The 18,241-nt window shown below is 52.4% G+C and carries 10 protein-coding genes; 3 read left to right on the forward strand and 7 right to left on the reverse strand.

Features of this window, described 5'->3' with window-relative positions:
- Nucleotides 1–82 precede the first annotated feature (82 nt).
- Entirely contained in the window at nt 83–1,912 is a 1,830-nt protein-coding gene (gene edd, locus JDW22_RS06210; protein ID WP_200522344.1) for a phosphogluconate dehydratase, read from the reverse strand.
- A gap of 209 nt (nt 1,913–2,121) precedes the next feature.
- Here edd and JDW22_RS06215 point away from each other — a divergent pair, with 209 nt between their 5' ends.
- Both JDW22_RS06215 and zwf read left to right on the forward strand, forming a co-directional pair.
- Nucleotides 2,122–2,481, forward strand: coding sequence for a GNAT family N-acetyltransferase (locus JDW22_RS06215; RefSeq protein WP_200522345.1), 360 nt, complete (start codon nt 2,122–2,124; stop codon nt 2,479–2,481).
- A 317-nt stretch (nt 2,482–2,798) separates the two neighbouring features.
- Nucleotides 2,799–4,235, forward strand: a complete 1,437-nt coding sequence (zwf, locus tag JDW22_RS06220) for a glucose-6-phosphate dehydrogenase (RefSeq protein WP_200522346.1) — start codon at nt 2,799–2,801, stop codon at nt 4,233–4,235.
- Nucleotides 4,236–4,303: 68 nt separating this feature from the next.
- Here zwf and JDW22_RS06225 read toward each other — a convergent pair whose 3' ends face one another.
- From JDW22_RS06225 to JDW22_RS06235, 3 genes are all read right to left on the reverse strand, one after another.
- Entirely contained in the window at nt 4,304–5,800 is a 1,497-nt protein-coding gene (locus tag JDW22_RS06225; protein WP_200522347.1) for a pentapeptide repeat-containing protein, read from the reverse strand.
- A 69-nt stretch (nt 5,801–5,869) separates the two neighbouring features.
- Nucleotides 5,870–6,895 carry a lipoate--protein ligase gene (locus tag JDW22_RS06230; protein WP_200522348.1) on the reverse strand — a complete coding sequence of 342 codons (1,026 nt, stop codon included), beginning with the start codon at nt 6,893–6,895 and terminating at the stop codon, nt 5,870–5,872.
- A 91-nt stretch (nt 6,896–6,986) separates the two neighbouring features.
- Nucleotides 6,987–8,360, reverse strand: a complete 1,374-nt coding sequence (locus tag JDW22_RS06235) for a chloride channel protein (protein WP_235965218.1) — start codon at nt 8,358–8,360, stop codon at nt 6,987–6,989.
- Nucleotides 8,361–8,640: 280 nt separating this feature from the next.
- Here JDW22_RS06235 and JDW22_RS06240 point away from each other — a divergent pair, with 280 nt between their 5' ends.
- Nucleotides 8,641–9,036, forward strand: a complete 396-nt coding sequence (locus JDW22_RS06240; protein ID WP_200522349.1) for a hypothetical protein — start codon at nt 8,641–8,643, stop codon at nt 9,034–9,036.
- Here JDW22_RS06240 and JDW22_RS06245 read toward each other — a convergent pair.
- The 3 genes from JDW22_RS06245 to JDW22_RS06255 form a co-directional block, all read right to left on the reverse strand.
- Nucleotides 9,027–16,385, reverse strand: a complete 7,359-nt coding sequence (locus JDW22_RS06245) for a beta strand repeat-containing protein (RefSeq protein WP_200522350.1) — start codon at nt 16,383–16,385, stop codon at nt 9,027–9,029. The genes JDW22_RS06240 and JDW22_RS06245 overlap by 10 nt on opposite strands.
- A 521-nt stretch (nt 16,386–16,906) precedes the next feature.
- Nucleotides 16,907–17,827: a polyphosphate kinase 2 gene (gene ppk2 / locus JDW22_RS06250; protein WP_200522351.1), complete on the reverse strand. Its 921-nt coding sequence runs from the start codon at nt 17,825–17,827 to the stop codon at nt 16,907–16,909.
- Nucleotides 17,828–17,886: 59 nt separating this feature from the next.
- The gene (locus tag JDW22_RS06255) at nt 17,887–18,183 is read right to left on the reverse strand and encodes a hypothetical protein (RefSeq protein WP_200522352.1); all 297 of its coding nucleotides are present in this window, start codon (nt 18,181–18,183) and stop codon (nt 17,887–17,889) included.
- Between the last annotated feature and the right edge of the window lie 58 nt (nt 18,184–18,241).

Below are 18,241 nucleotides of genomic sequence, written 5' to 3' on the forward strand. Positions count from 1 at the left end.
CCAACGTAAAGGCAGCCTGAAAACGTAAAATACCGTTTTCAGGCTGCCTCATTGTTTACGCCATTACCGCGCGTTTACCCCATCACGCAAAATCCCCGCCAAAGCTCATCGCTCCTGTTTCCGCGCTGCTGGTTTGTGCGCGAAAGCCTGCAAACAATTCGCGCCCGATGCCGTGCGTGTTTTTGCTTAAATCGGGCGTGGGGATGTCGCGCGCGTTCCATTCGGCTTCGTCCACCAACACATTCAATTCACCCGTTTTGGCGTTGAAGCGAATCATATCGCCTGTGCGGATTTTGCCGATGTTGCCGCCCATCAAGGCTTCGGGCGACATATGAATCGCGGCAGGCACTTTGCCCGATGCGCCCGACATCCGTCCATCGGTAACCAACGCCACTTTAAAGCCACGGTCTAGCAAAATCGCCAGCGGCGGGGTTAATTTGTGCAGCTCGGGCATCCCCATCGCGCGTGCGCCCTGAAAGCGCACCACGCACACAAAATCGCGCTCCAACTCGCCGCGCTCAAACGCCGCTAACACTTCGCGCTGGTCGTTGAACACGATGGCAGGGGCTTCCATTTCAAAATGTTCGGGTTTCATGGCAGACACTTTAATCACGCTGCGCCCGATGTTGCCGCGCATCAGGCGCAAGCCACCGTCGGGCGAAAACGGCGCCGCAACGGTGCGCAAAATCGCGGTGTCGCGGCTTTCGGCAACCGCGTCGCGCCATTGCAACTTGCCGTCAATCAAAAACGGTTCTTGCGTATAAGCCGCCATGCCATGCCCAACCACGGTGTCCACATCGTCATGCAGCAAGCCCGCGTCGCGCAGTTCGCGGATCACAAACGGCAAGCCGCCTGCCGCCGCAAAATGGTTCACATCCGCCTGCCCGTTGGGATACACGCGAATCAGCAGCGGAATAATGGACGAAATCTCGTCAAAATCATCCCAATTCAAAATCACGCCTGCCGCACGCGCCATCGCCACAAGGTGCATGGTGTGGTTGGTTGAACCGCCCGTTGCCATCAAGCCTATCATGGCGTTGATAAACGATTTTTCGCTCAACATTTCGCCCAGCGGTTTCAGGCTGCCTGATTGGATGCCCTGCACCATGTGCGCGCCCGCATAGCGCGTTAGGGCTTCGCGCATCGGCGTGTAGGGGTTGAAAAACGCGGCGGCGGGCAGATGCACGCCCATCAATTCCATCATCATTTGGTTGGAATTTGCCGTGCCGTAAAACGTGCAGGTGCCCGCGCTGTGATACGAGCCCAGCTCGCTTGCCAACAAAGCATCGCGCCCCACTTTGCCCTCGGCAAAAAGCTGGCGCGTGCGGGCTTTTTCTTTATTGCTGATGCCGCTTTCCATTGGGCCTGCTGGCACAAAAATGGCGGGCAAATGTCCGCATGACAACGCGCCTATCATCAACCCAGGGACGATTTTATCGCACACGCCAAACAGCAACGCGCCGTCAAACATCTGATGCGACAAACCCACTGCCGTGCTCATCGCAATCACATCGCGCGAAAACAGCGACAATTCCATGCCCTCATAGCCCTGCGTGATGCCATCGCACATCGCGGGCGTTCCGCCGGCCACTTGCGCGGTTGCGCCGTATTTTTGCACCTCGTCTTTAATCCAATCGGGGAAATCTTTAAACGGCTGGTGCGCCGACACCATGTCGTTATACGCGCTAATCATGCCGATATTGGGCACATTGGGCTGTTGCATTTGGATTTGGATGGTTTTGGGCATGGCGGCATAACCGTGCGCCAAGTTGGAGCAGCCGAGCCGGTCGCGCTGCACTTTGCCTTGTTTGATGTATTGCCGGATGCGCGCCAAATACGCTTCGCGCGTGGGGCGGCTGCGCTCGATGATGCGGCGGGTGATTTCGGCGAGTTTGGGGTGGAGAGGGGTCATGGTTTGCGTCTTTCATTTTGTTTTGTAGCTTAACTACAAAAATAATATTTTGCTGCGGATTTCAATCTTATCGCACGGGGCGGAATTATACCGAAAAATTGCTAATACGACTGTTTTAAATCAATTTTCGCGCACGCTGCCGAATAGACAAAACCCGTGCCGATGTGTAGGATTACTACGGTTTAAGGCAGCCTGAAAAAGGAATCCGCATGACTGATTTCATCATCCGAACCCCACGTCCCGATGAAGCCGCCGCTATGGCAGAAATTGAAGCCCTCGGCTTTGCCCCCGCCGAAGCGGCGAGCCTCGCGCAGATTACCGCGCGATTGGCGGTGTTTCCCGAGCAATTTTTTGTGGCGGAGCAAGATAACCGCGTGGTGGGCTTTATCAACGGCTGTTCGGCAGACACTCCGCATTTGCCCGATGAGTTTTACGCCGATGCCCGCCATCATCAGCCCAACGGCGCGTATGCGTTTGTGTTTGGCTTGGCGGTGCATCCCGATTATCAGCGGCGCGGCATGGCGGCGTGGCGGATTCGGAACACGGCGGCGCAGAATGGCATAAGATGACGCTGCTGTTTTAAGCGGGCGCTGAGGCAACCTGAAAATCATATTTACCCATTTCAGGCTGCCTATTGTATGGGAACCGCCCGTTGAGGCAGCCTGAAAACCAACATGAAGCAGCGACGGCTCATCGCCAAACGGCGTGTTCAATCAGGTTTTACGGGGCGGAACCCTGTCAGCGGGTTTTTGATGCGCCATCGGTTGTCGGTGTTAAACAATTTTCAGGCTGCCTATCGCGGCGTAAACCCCCTTTCAGGCAGCCTGAAAAGCCGCAAATCTTTTATAATGGCGCAATCATGCCCCCATAGAACAAGGAATCCGCTATGTCTCAAACCAATTTTGATATGGTTATCTTCGGTGCAACAGGCGATTTATCTATGCGCAAGCTGTTGCCCAGCTTGTATCAGGCGCACGCCGCAGGCTTGCTGCATCCCGATGCGCGCATTTTGGGCGTGTCGCGCAGCCAGTTTGACACCGCGCAATTTTTGGCAAAAGTGGAAACCGACAGCAAAATCCACATCAAACACCATTTCAGCGACGCGCTTTGGGCTTCGTTTATCAAGCGCATTCAATATTTGTCTTTAAACGTGAGCGAGCCCGAACATTTTGCCAAGCTGGGCGAAGCGGTCAAAGCGCGCAAAGAAACGGATAACGTGATTATCTATCTTTCCACCGCGCCCAAATTCTTCGCCCCCGCCTGTGAAAACCTCGCCGCCGTGGGCTTGAACGCGGATAACGTGCGCATTGTGTTGGAAAAACCATTGGGCACGGATTTAGCCTCGTCGCAAGCCATCAACGCCGATGTGGCGCGGTTTTTCAAAGAAGAGCAGATTTACCGCATTGACCACTACCTCGGCAAAGAAAGCCTGCAAAACGTGTTGCCGCTGCGCTTTGGCAATGTGTTCCTTGAACCGGTTTGGAATAAGGATTTCGTGCAGTCCGTGCAAATCACCATCGCCGAGCAGCTGGGCGTGGAAGAGCGCGGCGAGTTCTACGACATCACCGGCGCGTTGCGCGATATGGTGCAAAACCATTTGATGCAGATGCTGTGTTTTGTGGCGATGGAACGCCCCCAATCGCTGGGTGCGGATGATGTGCGCGATGAAAAATTGAAAGTGGTCGCCGCGCTCAAACCGATGACTTCTGCCGATGTGGATAAAAACGTGGTGCGCGGGCAATACACCGCCTCAGGCAGCCTGAAAGGCTATTTGCAAGAGCACAACGTGCCCGCCGACAGCCGCACCGAAACCTATGTTGCCATCCGCGCCGAAGTGGACACGCCGCGCTGGCAGGGCGTGCCGTTTTACCTGCGCACGGGCAAGCGTATGGCAGCACGCAGCGCGCAAATTGTGCTGAACTTTAAGCCCGATGCAGGCAGCTTGTTTGGCAACCACGTCAACCGCCTAATCATCAGCTTGCAGCCCGATGAAACCGTGTCGCTCAAATGGTGGGTGAAGCAAGTGGGCAGCGGCTTGGATGTTGCCCCCGCCGAAATGGTGCTGGATATGGGCAAGGCGGTGGCAGGTCGCCGCGCCGAAGCGTATGAACTGCTGCTGCGCGAAGTGATTGACGGGCGATTGGCTCTGTTTAACCGCCGCGATGAATTGGAAAAAGCTTGGGAATGGGTGATGCCGATTTTGGATAACTGGGCGACTTCGCCGATTGCGCCACATGGTTATCCTGCGGATAGCTGGGGGCCCGAGGCGGCGCGGGAACTGCTGGCGCGGGATGGGAATTTGTGGGTGGAAGAGCAGGGGTGATTGGGGCGGGTTGAACCGCTAATAAAGGTAGCCTGAAAACGGGAAAATGCGTTTTCAGGCTGCTTTTGTTATGGTTGTTGGCTGGTGGGTGGTAGTTCTTTGATTTTTATGTCCCAGTTGGCTTGGTTGAGTTCTTTGGTTTTTTGTTCGTTGAGCTGACAACCAAAAATTTTGTGTTCAATTCCATCCCCTCTTCTATTCCTTATTTTCTTAGTTGCAGTTAACTGGTAAACCTGTACAGAGGGTGATTCAACCAGCGACAAAACAATTAAATCATATCTTTGAGTTTGACTAATGCTACTGGGAAGTTGCTTACAATCACTTTCTGTCAATTGCGCCCCGAATAAATCAGCTCCTTCAAAATGAGCCCATTTCAAAAAATTAACCCTATTCAAATTAGCACCATTCAAATTAGCTTCTTTAAAATGAGCATCTGCCAAAATAGCCCCTTCAAAATAAGTATTTCTCAAATCAGTTACTTTCAAATTAGACTTTTCAAAATGAGCTAACACTAAATTAGCTCCTTCAAAATGGGCTTTCCGCAAATTAGCTCCTTCAAAATGAGCGTTCCTTAAATTAGTTACCTCCAAACCAGACTTTTCAAAATGAGCTAACATCAAATTAGCTTCTTCAAAATGAGCACCCTCTAAATTCGCCCCTTCAAAATGAGCTTCTCGTAATAATGCACCGTGCAAATCAATTCCTAGGCAGTTCTTGCCAACAAAAACCTTTGATGCTTTTTCACTCAACCCCGACATATTCAAATTCACAAAAGGCAAATAAAGATTAACAAGTAGGTGTTCGTATTTCGCTTCTGTGGAATAAACCAGTCCACCCTCCGCAAATAACACTTCCGTAATCGCCACCGCTAACGGTTGCTTCGCTAATTCCTGCCCTGTTTCTATATCATCCACTTTGCTAAACAAAGACAACCAAGCCGCAGTAAGCAGATTAAACGCGGGGCGGCGAAAGTCTTCACCGTGGTCGCCGCGATAAAACGGCAGCAGCATATAAACGGCGGCAATCTGCAAACCAACCGCACCGTCTTGTTTACTGAATGTGGTGATATTTTGCTTTTCAGGCTGCCTGCTGTATTCACGGGTAGTTTCTTGTTCTGTTGAACTCTCTTGTTCTGTTCTCTTTGAGATAGTTTTTGTTTTTTCGGTAAGCTCCTCCTCCACCAAATGCGCTCCACTTACCCATTCGGCAATTTTCTGAAACTCTTTCAGGTTCACATCTTTGCGCTGATTCGCAATTTGTTGCTGGGTATTGGCATCGCGAAAATGCCAAATTGCAAAAGCAATGGGTGAAGAAATAAGCAAAGTCATAAATGTCCAAATCCCTGGACTCTTAAAAAAGCTTTGGCAAAACTCTGAACAATTACTTATATCCATAACTGATTGACGAATATAAATAAATATTAGAATTTCAATTTCCAATGCGGCAATCAAGAAAATTAGTCGCGCCCTTGATTCTTTTTCAAACCAATCGCATAGCTGCCGCCATTTCTCTTGCATACCATCCCGTAATTTTTTTACCCGATTAGTTTCCAGTTGCTTACTCATAATTCACTCATTTAACTAAACAAAATACTGTTCATGCCAACAACGCATAGACTTATTTTTCAGGCTACCCTACTCATCATAGACCCCATCCACCAGCAACGCTGCCAACGCATCAGCTTCAATATTGCCAAAATATTGCTGTGCGTTCATGCGTTGGAACACGTTTAGCACGGCGTGTTTTTCGTACAGCGTGCCGATAAGGGCGCGTTCTAGGTCGCTGATGTCGCCTGTGCCAAAGAAATCGCCAAAAATGCGGATGGCTTTGATGCGCCCGTGTTCCACGTCTAATTTGTATTCCACCAAGCCTGCGGGGAATTTTTGGCAGTATTCCAGCGTGAACTCGGGCGATTTGCCGTAGTTCCAATCCCAGTTGGCAAAGCGTTCGGCGCGCAGGGCGTGCACTTTTTGCCAATCGTGTTCGCTTAACAGGTATTCTTTGATGTCGCTGCGTTGCGCTGCGCCAAAGATGCGCAGCAGCAAAATATCGCGAAATTCGGGCGTGGTGAGATTTTGGTATGGCGCGGACAGATAGGATTTGATGTTGGTTACGCGTTTGCGGATGGATTGGATGCCGTGCGATTCTATTTTTTCTTTGCGCGGTTTGAGCGCGTGGGTTACTTCGTCTAGGTTGGAGTCAAACAGGATGGTGCCGTGTGCGGTCATGCGTCCGCCGCGCACATACATGGCGTTGCCTGAGAATTTTTTGCCGTCTATTAGCAAGTCGTTGCGCCCTTGCAAGGCGGCGCCTGTTGCGCCTAAGTCGTGCAGCGCGGCTATAACGGGGCGGGTGAAGCGGTCAAAATCGCCGATTGAGCCGTCGTCGTCTTTGATAAAGCAGTAATTTAGGTTTCTTAAATCGTGATACACCGCGCCGCCGCCCGACATTCGGCGCACGACTTGGATGCCGTGTTCGTCCAGATAGGGCTGGTTGACTTCGGCGATGGTGTTTTGATGCCGCCCGATGATGATGGATGGGGAGTTGATGTAAAACAGCAGGATGGGTTCGTCCACTAGGCGGTTTTCTACCAGATAGGTTTCTAGGGCGATGTTGAGACTGGCATCGCGGATGTTATGGTTGGCGTTGATGAAATACATGATGGTTTCCTTTGTGGGTGATAAGGGCATGATGGTAAAGCGAAATAGGCAGCCTGAAATCCAACCCCCATTTTCCGGCTGCCTCACCCCGCTACCTCCCCGCCTTACACTCCTCCGCCACGCGCTGGCGAAACCGCGCCGCCGCCGCATGGTAAAACGGCTTGGGCGAAAACTGCCGCGACACCGCCGTCGCCACCAAGCCCCCCATCAGCATCCACACCAAAAGCTGCTGGCTGCCCGTCATCTCCATCACCACCACGCTTGCCGTCAGCGGCGATTGCGTTGCCCCCGACAAAAACGCCACCATCCCCAGCAACACCAACACATTCCCGCCCAGCCCCAAGCCCGCGAGCTGCGCCAAATCATGCCCAATCATCGCACCGATGGTTAAACACGGCGTAAAAATCCCGCCGGGGATGCCCGCCCAGTAAGAAAAAATCGTCGCCAGCCATTTCCACAGCGACATGCCAAACGGTGCGTGATATTGGTTGTGCAACGCCTCCAACACCTGCGCCGCGCCCGTGCCATAAGCATCCCCGCCGCTCACCGTGCCCACCGCCGCCAGCAGCAGCCCCATCAGCCCCGCCAGCAAAATCGGGCGGCGCTGCACCCAAGCCTTCCAGCCCGCCGACGGAATCACCCAGCCCACGCCCTTAAACAGCAAACGGCTAAACAAGCCCCCCATCACCCCGCACACCAACGCCACCGCCAGCACCCACAGCCACAAATGCTTCACCCCCGTGCCATAAGCATAAAAATTGCTGAAATACGGGTGGTTGCCCATAATCGCCACCTGCGCGAAGCCCGCCGCCAAAATCCCGATAAAAATCTGCCGCTCCCAGCGCAACATCACATCGCGCCCCAGCTCCTCAATCGCAAAAATCACCCCCGCCAAAGGCGCGTTAAACGCCGCCGCCAAGCCCCCCGCCGCGCCCGCCGCCAGCAAATCGTTATCCTGCAAGCCCGTAAACGCCAGATTGCGCTTTTTGCACCACCGCCCCCAGCTTGCCATCACCGCCGCGCCCACCTGCACCGAAGGCCCTTCCCGCCCAATCGACGCGCCGCACAGCATGCCAAAAAACGTCAGCGGCACTTTCAACAGCGTTTCCCGAAAGCCCACCGCCCGCTTTTTCGCCCGCCCATAAGGCAGCGCAATCGACGCAATCACCTGCGGAATGCCGCTGCCCGCCGTGTAAGGCGCGAACCGCCGCATCAGCCAGGCAATCAGCATCAGCCCAAGCGGCAATGCCACCCAAGCAAACCACGGATAAGTTTTCACCCAATGCCGATTTTGCTCCAAGGCAAATTCCGCCATCTGCGCAAAAACCATCGACACCCCCGCCACCAGCAGCGAGCCAATCAGCAAATAAAGCAGCGGCACTGATTTTCGCGACAAGCGCCGCATCTGCCGCCATTTTCTACGCGCCCAAAAACGGCAACGCCGCACAAAATTTATCCAAGACATGATGACCCCGTGTGATGATTGGAATGGATGGTTTGAAATGATTTTCAGGCTGCCCCAATGCACAAAAACCAGCCGCGGCAAGGCAGCCTGAAAACGCTGTTTGCGAAAATTCCGAATGCCCGATATTGTAAAACCCCGCCCCACTTTGCAAAAGGCAGCCTGAAAAGATTTCAACCGCCCGATACAAAAAACAGCCACATCGGGCGCATCTTGCAGACACATTGCGCCTGCCCTATTCGCTTTCCTTGTTTTCAGGCTGCCTGTGCGCAACCCGCAACCGATGGCGCATCCAAGGCTCGCCGATGTCGCCACGCCAACCCGTAAAGCCCTATTGAATATACCATTGGGCAACAAGCCGTCGCCGCTCCATTTTAGGTTTCAGGCTGCCTTTGGGGTTTCGCAAAGGTTTCGGGCTGCCGCCGCTTGCCATCAAGGCAAACCCTGCCTGGCCAGCAGCAATTGCCGTTCCCACCTGCCCGAAATAAAGCGCGGCAACAGCGACCCATTATCGGCGCGCTCAGCTTACGCTACACCAACTCCATGGCGCAGCAACCGCGCATTCAACAACAAAAGGCAGCCTGAAACAGAAAATTCCGTTTTCAGGCTGCCTTCGCTCCAAATAATTCAGGCTGCCCAAAGGCAGCCTGAAAGCTCAACTACATCAAATTACCACTGATAACCCGCGCCGATGGTCGCACCGAATTTGCCTTTGCTGTTGCCTGTGGCAATGCCTTTAACAATCCAGTTGCCGCCATCGTTGATGGCAGAGAAGCCCACCGCGTAACCTTGTTTACCGCGATAAGTGCTACCTGAAACGGCAACCATGCTCTTACCTGGCAAGTAGGCCTGTGGCAAGCCTGCGGCGGCCATCGCTGCGGCTGTGCCCGCATCGGCTTCATCCGCCACTTTGCCAATTTGCCCTGCCACGCCTTGCAGTTGCGATACGTTCACTGCATCGGTCGGCGCAACACCTGCGGCAACATTGTGGATGGTTACCGGCGCATTTTGGTCTGCGCCCACCATAGTAACGTGGTTGGTAGGCGTGCCGCCGTTGGGTTGCGCATTGCCGTTAGAGTATTGAACAATACCCGCCGCGCCTGTTTGCAACGCATTGATGGCGCTGTTGGTGGCATACAGTTGGCTACCGTTAATCGCATCGGTGCTGTCTGCGCTAATCAAACCAGCAGCAACATTTTGCACGCGGCGTTCCGCGCCCACATTGCCCACGCTCACTACGCCTGTTGGCGTTGCGCCCGCGTAGTTGTAGATCGTGCCGTTAATCACGCTGGAAGCGTAAGTGGTCGTGCCTGCGCTAGATGCAGTAGCTGCAGAAGTGGCGGCGGCATTGCTGCCCAATACCACAGAGTTCGCTACGTTGCTGGTGGAGTTGTTACCCATCACAAACGTATCGGTGGTGGTAATGGTGCTGCTGTTACCAATAATGCGGCTGCTGTCGCCGGTCAGCGTGTTGTTGTTACCAAACACGCCTGCTTCGTTCGCGCTAATGGTGCCGTTGTTGTTACCTACGCTGTATGTACCGCGGCCTGTGATGGTGGTTGGGTCGCCAATCGCACCAGAGCCTTCGCCGGTAACCACGTTGCCCGTACCAATCGCAATGGTATTTTTGCCCGTAGCTTGCGCGCCTTTACCAAATGCCACGCTGCTTTCGCCATCCGCTTTCGCTTGATAGCCCACAGCCGCGCCGTAGTTGCCTTTGGCAGACGAATCTTCTGGGTGGCTCAATGTACCTGCGGTGTTTTGCGTGCCTGTACCATCGTTCACGTGGAAGAACTTGATACCGCCAGTGTTCATGTTGTTAATCGCTTCAACCACGGTGTTTTGGTTGTCGGCAACGTTACCGTGTACATCGTATGTGGTGATGTTTGGTTTGTCCGTACCAATCACGTTGTTGGTGAGATTGTTCACATTGGTTTGCGCGGCTTTCAACTGACGCACGTTCACGGCATCGGTATCGTTCACGCCATCGCCCACGTTGGTAATGGTGTTACCACCGTTGTTCAAGCCGTTGCCTGTTAGGCTCACATTTTTGCTTGGGTCGGTTGGGTTAGTGATGGTGATACCGCCGTTATCCACTTTGGTGTTGCCCGCGGTAACGCTGTTCACATTCAAGTCTTTTTTCAGACCCACGGTTACTTCGCCATTCGCGCCCACTTGGGTTTGAATGTTGCTGCTGTCGTAATCGGTAAACGCGCCTGTGCCTGTGCCTTTAATGCTCAGCGTTTCGCCTGCTTTAATGGTTTCGTCCGCTGTGGTTACACCCGCCGCTTTGCTGTTGCCTGCAATGGTGAAGCCTGCGCCAGCAGAATTAGCGGCATTGGCTACGGCTAACAACTGGTCTTCAGTGGCGGCACGACCGCTGGTAATCGGCGTAGTGGCAGGATCCCAAGTGATGTTGGTCAAGCCTGTTACGGTGCCTGCTGTACCGTCAATTTTCACGGGTTTACCACCTGTTGCAGCATCGCCAATGGTAACGGTGTTGGCCAGTTTGAAGCCGATTTGATTGTTGCTTACGGTGGTAGTGATGTTGCCATCGCCCGCGTATTTAACGGTTTCACCCAGTTTCACGGTGTCCGCTGTGCCGTTATCAGCATCAATCTTGAAGCCGTTGTTCACCAGTTTTTGCACGCTGTTGTTCAAATCGCCTGCATTGACTGCACGATAAGCATTGGCTGGGTTGGTGATGTCGCCTGCGCTGGCCACGTTGTTCAGCGTTGTGCCGCCTGCCATGGTCATGATGCCGTCAGCATCTTTGGTAGCAGGAGTGGCGGTTGTTACGCCGTCTGCGCCTTGCATAGAGGCAATCACATCGCCAGCAGCCACTTGTGTGCCTGCGCCATTAGGTTGGTCGTAGAAGTTGCCGTCTGTGTGTTTGTACACTTTGCTGCCATCAGCTTTGGTGTACACCACAGGGGTTTGTGCATCTTGTACCACTTGTTGTGCATTAAGCGCATAGGTAAAGCTGCTGCCTGTTTGTTCTACGGTCAGTCCGCTGCCTGCTTTCAAGGTCAGGGTGTCGCCTGCTTTAATCAGCTCTTGCGTTGGTGCTGCGCCTGTGGTGTTACCACCCGCAGTAGCTTTAAAGCCGCTGCTGTTAATGGCGTTGGCAATATCGCCTGCGGTTACCAGTTTGCCTGCATCTGCGCCAGTAGGAACAGTTACTTTGCCCGCATCGGTGCCGGTGGCAGGTGCGGTCAGGGTAACGGTATTCACACCTACTTTATATGGGTCGGTGCTTGAACCTGTGCCCGTTACGGTTACAGGGCTGTTATCGGCAGCCTGAACTTTGGTTTTGGCAGCATTCAGCTGTGCCACGTTAACGGCATCGGTGTCTTTCACCCCTTCGGCAACATTGCCCAAGGTAACGGGTTTGCTTGGATCGCTACCCACCAGATTTACGGCATTGCTTGGCGTTGTGGTGTTGTTGCCTGCGGCATCAGCATAGCTCAATGGCGTATCAAATGTCACATCGGTTTTGCCGTTGGTGCTGGTTACCTTAGCTACCGTGCCTTGACCATTTACAAAGTTGATGGTATCGCCATGGGTAACAAAGTCTTTGTCTGTACCATTGCCTTGTACGGTAAAGCCTGCGTTCAATACGTCGTTAACGGTGGCGGCGTTGTTGCCTTTTTTACCTGCTGCCAAGGTAGCACGATCGTTACCGCTCGGATTGCCGGTGGCATTGCTCGTATCGGCAAGGTTGCCCTTCACGTTGGCCAATGTGGTCGGTTTAGTGGTGTCACCGGCTGCATTCTGCATGCTGGCAATCACGTTGCCGGCAGCCACTTGGGTACCGCCGCCGTTAGGCTGGGTGTAGAAGTTGCCGTCAGTGTGTTTGTACACTTTGTTGCCGCTGGCATCGGTGTACACCACCGGGGTTTGGGCATTCTGCACTACAGTTTGAGCATCCAATGCGTAAGTGTAGCTTTGGTTGCCATTGCCGTCCAACTCTTGTTTCACAGTCAAACCGTCACCAGCTTTCAGTGTCAGGGTGCTGCCGGGTTTGGCAGTGGTGGCAGTAGAAGTACCTACTACATTGCCACCAGCGTTGATGTTGAAACCGCTGTTGTTGATGGCATTGGCAATGTCGCCTGCTGTGGCCAGTTTGTTGGCATCAGCACCGGTTGGCGTAATCACCTTGCCAGCGGGATTGCCGCCAGTACCATCGCCTACGTTCAGCGTAGTGGTATCAGCTGCTACCGTGTAAGTCGTGCTGCCGGTAGTTGCATCCACGTTCGGGGTAACGCTAATACCGTTGCCGGCGGCTACCTTGCTGGTAGCAGCAGCCTGCGCTGCTTTCAGCTGATCTTCAGTCGCACCGCGTCCGCTGGTAATGTTGTTCGGATCCCAAGTTTTGTTGGTCAGTCCGGTTACAGTGCCGGCATTGCCGTCAATCTTAACCGGATTGCCACCGGTGGCCGGACCTACGGTGATGCTATCGGCCAGTTTGAAGCCGATTTCGTTGTCTTTAACGGTGGTGACGATGTTGCTGTCACCTGTGTATTTAACGGTTTCAGTCAGCTTAACGGTGTCGGCTGTGCCGTTGTCGGCTGCAATCTTGAAGCCGTTTTCTTTCAGATCGTGCAGTTGGCCGCCGTTAATGGCTTCTTTGCTGCCTGCAGCAATGTTGCCGTCCGCTATGTTACCCAAAGTCACCGGGCTGCCTGCAGTGCCGCCTACCAGGTTCACTTTGTTGCTCGGTGTAGCAGTCGGGTTACCTGATGCATCGGCATAGGTCATCGGGGTATCGAACTTCACGGTAGTCACTCCGCCTGCGGTGCTGACGTTGGCTACAGTGCCTTGGCCGTTGGCGAAGTTGATGGTGTCGCCGTGAGTGACGAAGTCTTTGTCTGCGCCGTTACCTTGTACGGTAAAGCCTGCGTTCAATACGTCGTTAACGGTGGCGGCGTTGTTGCCTTTGTTACCTGTTGCCAAGGTAGCACGATCGTTACCGTTCGGATTGCCGGTGGCATTGCTCGTATCGGCAAGGTTGCCCTTCACGTTAGCCAGTGTGGTCGGTGCAGTGGTATTGCCGGCTGCATTCTGCATGCTGGCAATCACGTTGCCGGCGGCTACTTGGGTACCGCCGCCGTTAGGCTGGGTGTAGAAGTTGCCGTCAGTGTGTTTGTACACTTTGTTGCCGCTGGCATCGGTGTACACCACCGGGGTTTGGGCATTCTGCACTACAGTTTGAGCATCCAATGCATAAGTGTAGGTCTGGTCACCGTTGGTAGCGTCCACATCCTGTTTTACAGTCAAACCATTACCGGCAGCAAAGGTAACCTTTTGGCCGGGTTTAACGGTAGTGGCGGTGGCCGTAGTACCGCTGGCCAGTCTGCCACCGGCAGTGGCTTGGAAGCCGCTGTTGTTGATGGCATTGGCAATGTCGCCTGCTGTGGCCAGTTTGCCTGCGTCGGCTGCGGCCGGCGGAGTAACTTTGCCGTCGTTAGCTACGGTCAACGGAGTGGTCGCTACGGCTGCTTTCAACTGATCTTCAGTTGCACCGCGTCCGCTGGTAATGTTGTTCGGATCCCAAGTTTTGTTGGTCAGTCCGGTTACAGTGCCGGCATTGCCGTCAATCTTAACCGGATTGCCACCGGTGGCCGGACCTACGGTGATGCTATCGGCCAGTTTGAAGCCGATTTCGTTGTCTTTAACGGTGGTGATGATGTTGCTATCGCCCGCGTATTTAACGGTTTCGGTCAGCTTAACGGTGTCGGCTGTGCCGTTGTCGGCTGCAATCTTGAAGCCGTTTTCTTTCAGATCGTGCAGTTGGCCGCCGTTGATGGCTTCTTTGCTGCCTGCAGCAATGTTGCCATCCGCTACACCAGTAATTTTGTTGCCGCCATTATTCAAACCATCCTTAGTTAGGCTAACCGGGTTACCTGAAACTGGAGTAATAGTGACACCACCAGCATTAGTTACTGTTTTATTACCTGCTGCGTCTTGGGTCGTTACACTAGCAAAGGTAGGTGCGTCTTTCATGCTGACGGTCACCGTAGTTTTACCTGTAGCTGCATCCTGAGTAACATTAGTTTTCAGATTGCTAGTAGAAGTAGCTTCTGTAGTATTGCCGGCAACAATTGCCAGCTCTTTACCCAATTGATGGGTTTTGAGGCTGTTATTATCGGCATTCACACCAAAGGAGCGCGTAGCAGAATTATTTGAAATCTGATCTTGCAATCCCTTAGCCACATAGAACAACTGGCTACCGTTAATGGCATCCGTACTAGCCGCAGTAATAGCGCCTGGCGCAACGTGTTTGATTTGGCGCTCGAAACCAGCCGAACCAACCGAAACTTGGTCACCGGGAACCACTTTGCCGCTACCGGCAAACGGGCTGGTCGCGCTGCCATAGGTAATTGAACCAATTGTAGCAGACGGCACATCAGTAGCGTTTGCTGCAGTTGTACTACCCGCACCCAAGGCAACAGCATTTGCCAAAGTGGCATTTGCCCCTACCCCGAATGCAACCGAATAATCACCCGTGGCATGGGATTTGGTACCTATCGCTGTTGCCAAATCTGCCGCCTTGGCAGAAACACCCACCGCAACGCCAGCCTGGCCGGTAGATGTGCCGATATAACGATTACCAGGCGTAAAATTAACCAAATTTTGACCTGTTAAGGCTCGATATTGCTGTGCCAGTGGCGTATCGTTATACGCATCATTATCCGCAGATGCAGAAGTTGTGCGATATACCGTGGAAGCGACAGAGTCCAAATCATCGCCACCAATTGCAACCGAAGAATCTCCCATTGAACGGGTATTCGCACCAAGTGCCACAGACTGGTCACCTGTTGCCTGAGCATCAAAGCCAAAAGCAACAGACTGTGATTTAGAAGCTACAGACTCAGCACCAAACGCAATCGTCTGCAAACCACCTGATCTTGCTTTAGTACCGATCGCGATATTATTCTCTGTCTTATCGGGAACATTTTTTATCCGGTAGTAAGTTGCAGAGTTGGTTTCCGTTGATGCCTCACTCCCCAACGAAATTGAATTTTTCCCGTCAGCCTTAGCATTACTGCCTGCGGCAAAAGCGTTGCCGCCATTAGCTTTAGCTTTTAAGCCGATTGCGGTTGCATGAGCTTCTGGAGCCTCTGCGCCTACCCCGATGGCAACCGCAGCAGAACCCTTCGCTTGCGACGCCATGCCAGCAGCAATCGCACCGTCTGCCTCTGCATGAGAATCTGCACCAAATGCCAAAGATGCTTTACCTGTTGATTGGCTCATATGTCCAATCGCAATAGAACCGCGCCCACTTGCTGTGGTGCTGGTAAAACCAATTGCGGGGTTGGAAGCATCTTTGGTGCTAACACCTTCTACGGTAATGGGTTGACCTGCGTAATTGCGCCATGCATTAGCACCAGTATATTTCCCTGCGGATGTTTTACTGTCATTATTGCCTAAGTCATCGCCACCAATAGCGATAGAGGCTTGCCCTGTGGCGTATACCTGAGCACCAACAGCAACAGATTGGCTATTTGCACGGCTGGATTCACCAATCACAACCTGCTGACCCATTGTGTTTGTGCCTGTATTAGGATTGGCATCTGATGATGCTTGAGCATCGTGCCCAATCAGAACAGCGGAGTCGCCGTTTGATTTATTAACAGCATCTTGCCCCACAGCAATGGTGTATTTGGTTTTGGCATCACTATTGATGCCCATTGCCATAGACCCTTCTCCCGGCGCTTTTGCCCCAGAGCCCCAAATTAAATCTGCATGTGCTGGCGAAGCCAATGCGCCCACTACGGCAACGCTTGCGGCAACCACTTTGGCTTTGCCTGATTTTCCTCGTGCGGTAGCAATCTCTGCCACAGCCACCCAAGTGTTGGTGCTTTCATTCCAAACAACGCGATATGCTGTATTCATAATTACACTTCCTACTACGTTAAAAAAACAAAAATCAACGATTATCGTATTTTGATTTACATCAATGATTGGTTTATTAACCCTTTGCGCCACCTTGTTTTGCACACGATAATGAGTATTAACAAACAAATTTTAATGTATATCAGTAGTTTATAAACTCTAAAACACGGATAACAGAATTCGCGCATCATACAAGAAATTAACAAACGCTACTAGTTGCTTGGCATATCTCATCCTAAATTTACGATTTGTTTACAACATTTTTGCCACACTACTTGGGTATCTCTTTCCCATAACGGAGAGAATGAATATGCTCACCTCAAAGGCAGCCTGAAAAGGCGAAAAAATGCCCTGAATCGTGTGTTTCAGGGGTAAAGAAGCCTGCAATAAATGGGGAGATGTGTTAATTTTTCAGCGTGGTTTGTAAAGCAAAAACACCGAAAGCAGGATGGCGAAAGTGATTGGCGTAATTCCATTTAAGCGTTGCGTGTTAAGCCATGGTTAAGCAGTTGGGAAATTTCGCCCGCTATGCCTTAATAAATAGGATTAAATCAGAAAACCTATTTTCAGGCTGCCTCAACCAATAAAGGCAGCCTGAAAACACAAAGGCAGCCTGAAAACTAACTTTCAGGCTGCCTCATCTTATCCCGCTAGCCGCGCTCTTGCGCCACCGCGTTCATATCGGGCTGCATCACCAAAAGTTCGTCCAGCTCGCCAATCGCGTCCCAATCCTTGTTTGGATAATCCAACGCATATAAGAAGTAGCGAATGCAATTAAGCCGCGCCCGTTTTTTGTCGTCCGATTTAATAATCACCCACGGCGAATTTTTGTTGTGCGTGTGGAAAAACATCGCGTTTTTCGCCTCGGTGTACGCATCCCAGCGGTCAAGCGATTGCACGTCCACAGGCGACAGTTTCCAATGCTTCAACGGGTCGGAATAGCGCGACACAAACCGCCGCAGTTGCTCCTCCCGCGACACCGAAAACCAAAATTTAAACAGATGCACGCCGCTATCAATCAGCATCCGCTCCAATTCAGGCGTTTGGCGCATAAACAACAAATATTCCTGCGGCGTGCAAAACCCCATCACACGCTCCACCCCTGCGCGGTTGTACCAAGAGCGGTCAAAAAACACCATCTCGCCCGCCGTGGGCAAATTTTGAATATAACGCTGAAAATACCATTGTCCGCGTTCCACTTCCGTAGGTTTTTCCAACGCCACAATGCGCGCGCCACGCGGGTTCAAATGCTCCATAAAACGCTTAATCGTCCCGCCTTTGCCCGCCGCATCGCGTCCTTCAAACAAGCTCACAACCCGCTGCCCGCTGTCTTTCACCCAGCTTTGCACTTTCAGCAGCTCAATCTGCAATTTCTCCTTTTCCGCTTCATACACCCGACGGCTCATCCGCTCATCATAAGGATAATCCGCAGGCAAAGGCGCGCGGTCGCTATCCTCTTGCGACACCGCCCCGCGATATTTCATTACTGCCTCTTCAAACACTTTCAAACTATCTTTCTTATCCCCCAAATCCACTTGCTCAAACGGCTGCAATTGATGACTAGCAGGCATAACGAAACTCCTTACAAAAATGGTTAAAAAAAGAAACTACAACTCACTACAAACCCATTTTAACGAAAACTAACAGAACAAGTTACCCCCAAGCCCAAAAAAATTTGCGCCAGCGCAAAAATGCCGCAAAAAATCATCCAAACAACCAATAACGCAACATAACGCCCCAAAGGCAGCCTGAAAACCTTGCCAAACGCCAGCAATAATCCGTATCGCGCAGCAAAATTGCCAAACCGCTTTTTGCCATTCTCGCGCGTTGCGCCGCGCACCACGCCACACAACCCCATGCGCTTTGCAAGACACGCCAATAGGCAGCCTGAAAATCCACTTTGGCATATTGTTGCCACGTTATCCATTTTTAGGCTGCCTGTTGCGCATAAATATAATAAGCATAAACGCAAGCCAGCGCACAGC

The organism is Kingella bonacorsii, assembly GCF_016623605.1.
GTDB lineage: Bacteria > Pseudomonadota > Gammaproteobacteria > Burkholderiales > Neisseriaceae > Kingella_B > Kingella_B oralis.

What these genes read in the sequence shown, in the direction of transcription:
- JDW22_RS06235 (WP_235965218.1), bottom strand. Translation starts at nt 8,360, where the DNA reads ATGTCTTGGATAAATTTTGTGCGGCGTTGCCGTTTTTGGGCGCGTAGA.
- JDW22_RS06255 (WP_200522352.1), bottom strand. Translation starts at nt 18,183, where the DNA reads ATGGATAACGTGGCAACAATATGCCAAAGTGGATTTTCAGGCTGCCTA.
- edd (WP_200522344.1), bottom strand. Translation starts at nt 1,912, where the DNA reads ATGACCCCTCTCCACCCCAAACTCGCCGAAATCACCCGCCGCATCATC.
- zwf (WP_200522346.1), top strand. Translation starts at nt 2,799, where the DNA reads ATGTCTCAAACCAATTTTGATATGGTTATCTTCGGTGCAACAGGCGAT.
- JDW22_RS06240 (WP_200522349.1), top strand. Translation starts at nt 8,641, where the DNA reads ATGGCGCATCCAAGGCTCGCCGATGTCGCCACGCCAACCCGTAAAGCC.
- JDW22_RS06230 (WP_200522348.1), bottom strand. Translation starts at nt 6,895, where the DNA reads ATGTATTTCATCAACGCCAACCATAACATCCGCGATGCCAGTCTCAAC.
- JDW22_RS06225 (WP_200522347.1), bottom strand. Translation starts at nt 5,800, where the DNA reads ATGAGTAAGCAACTGGAAACTAATCGGGTAAAAAAATTACGGGATGGT.
- JDW22_RS06215 (WP_200522345.1), top strand. Translation starts at nt 2,122, where the DNA reads ATGACTGATTTCATCATCCGAACCCCACGTCCCGATGAAGCCGCCGCT.
- ppk2 (WP_200522351.1), bottom strand. Translation starts at nt 17,827, where the DNA reads ATGCCTGCTAGTCATCAATTGCAGCCGTTTGAGCAAGTGGATTTGGGG.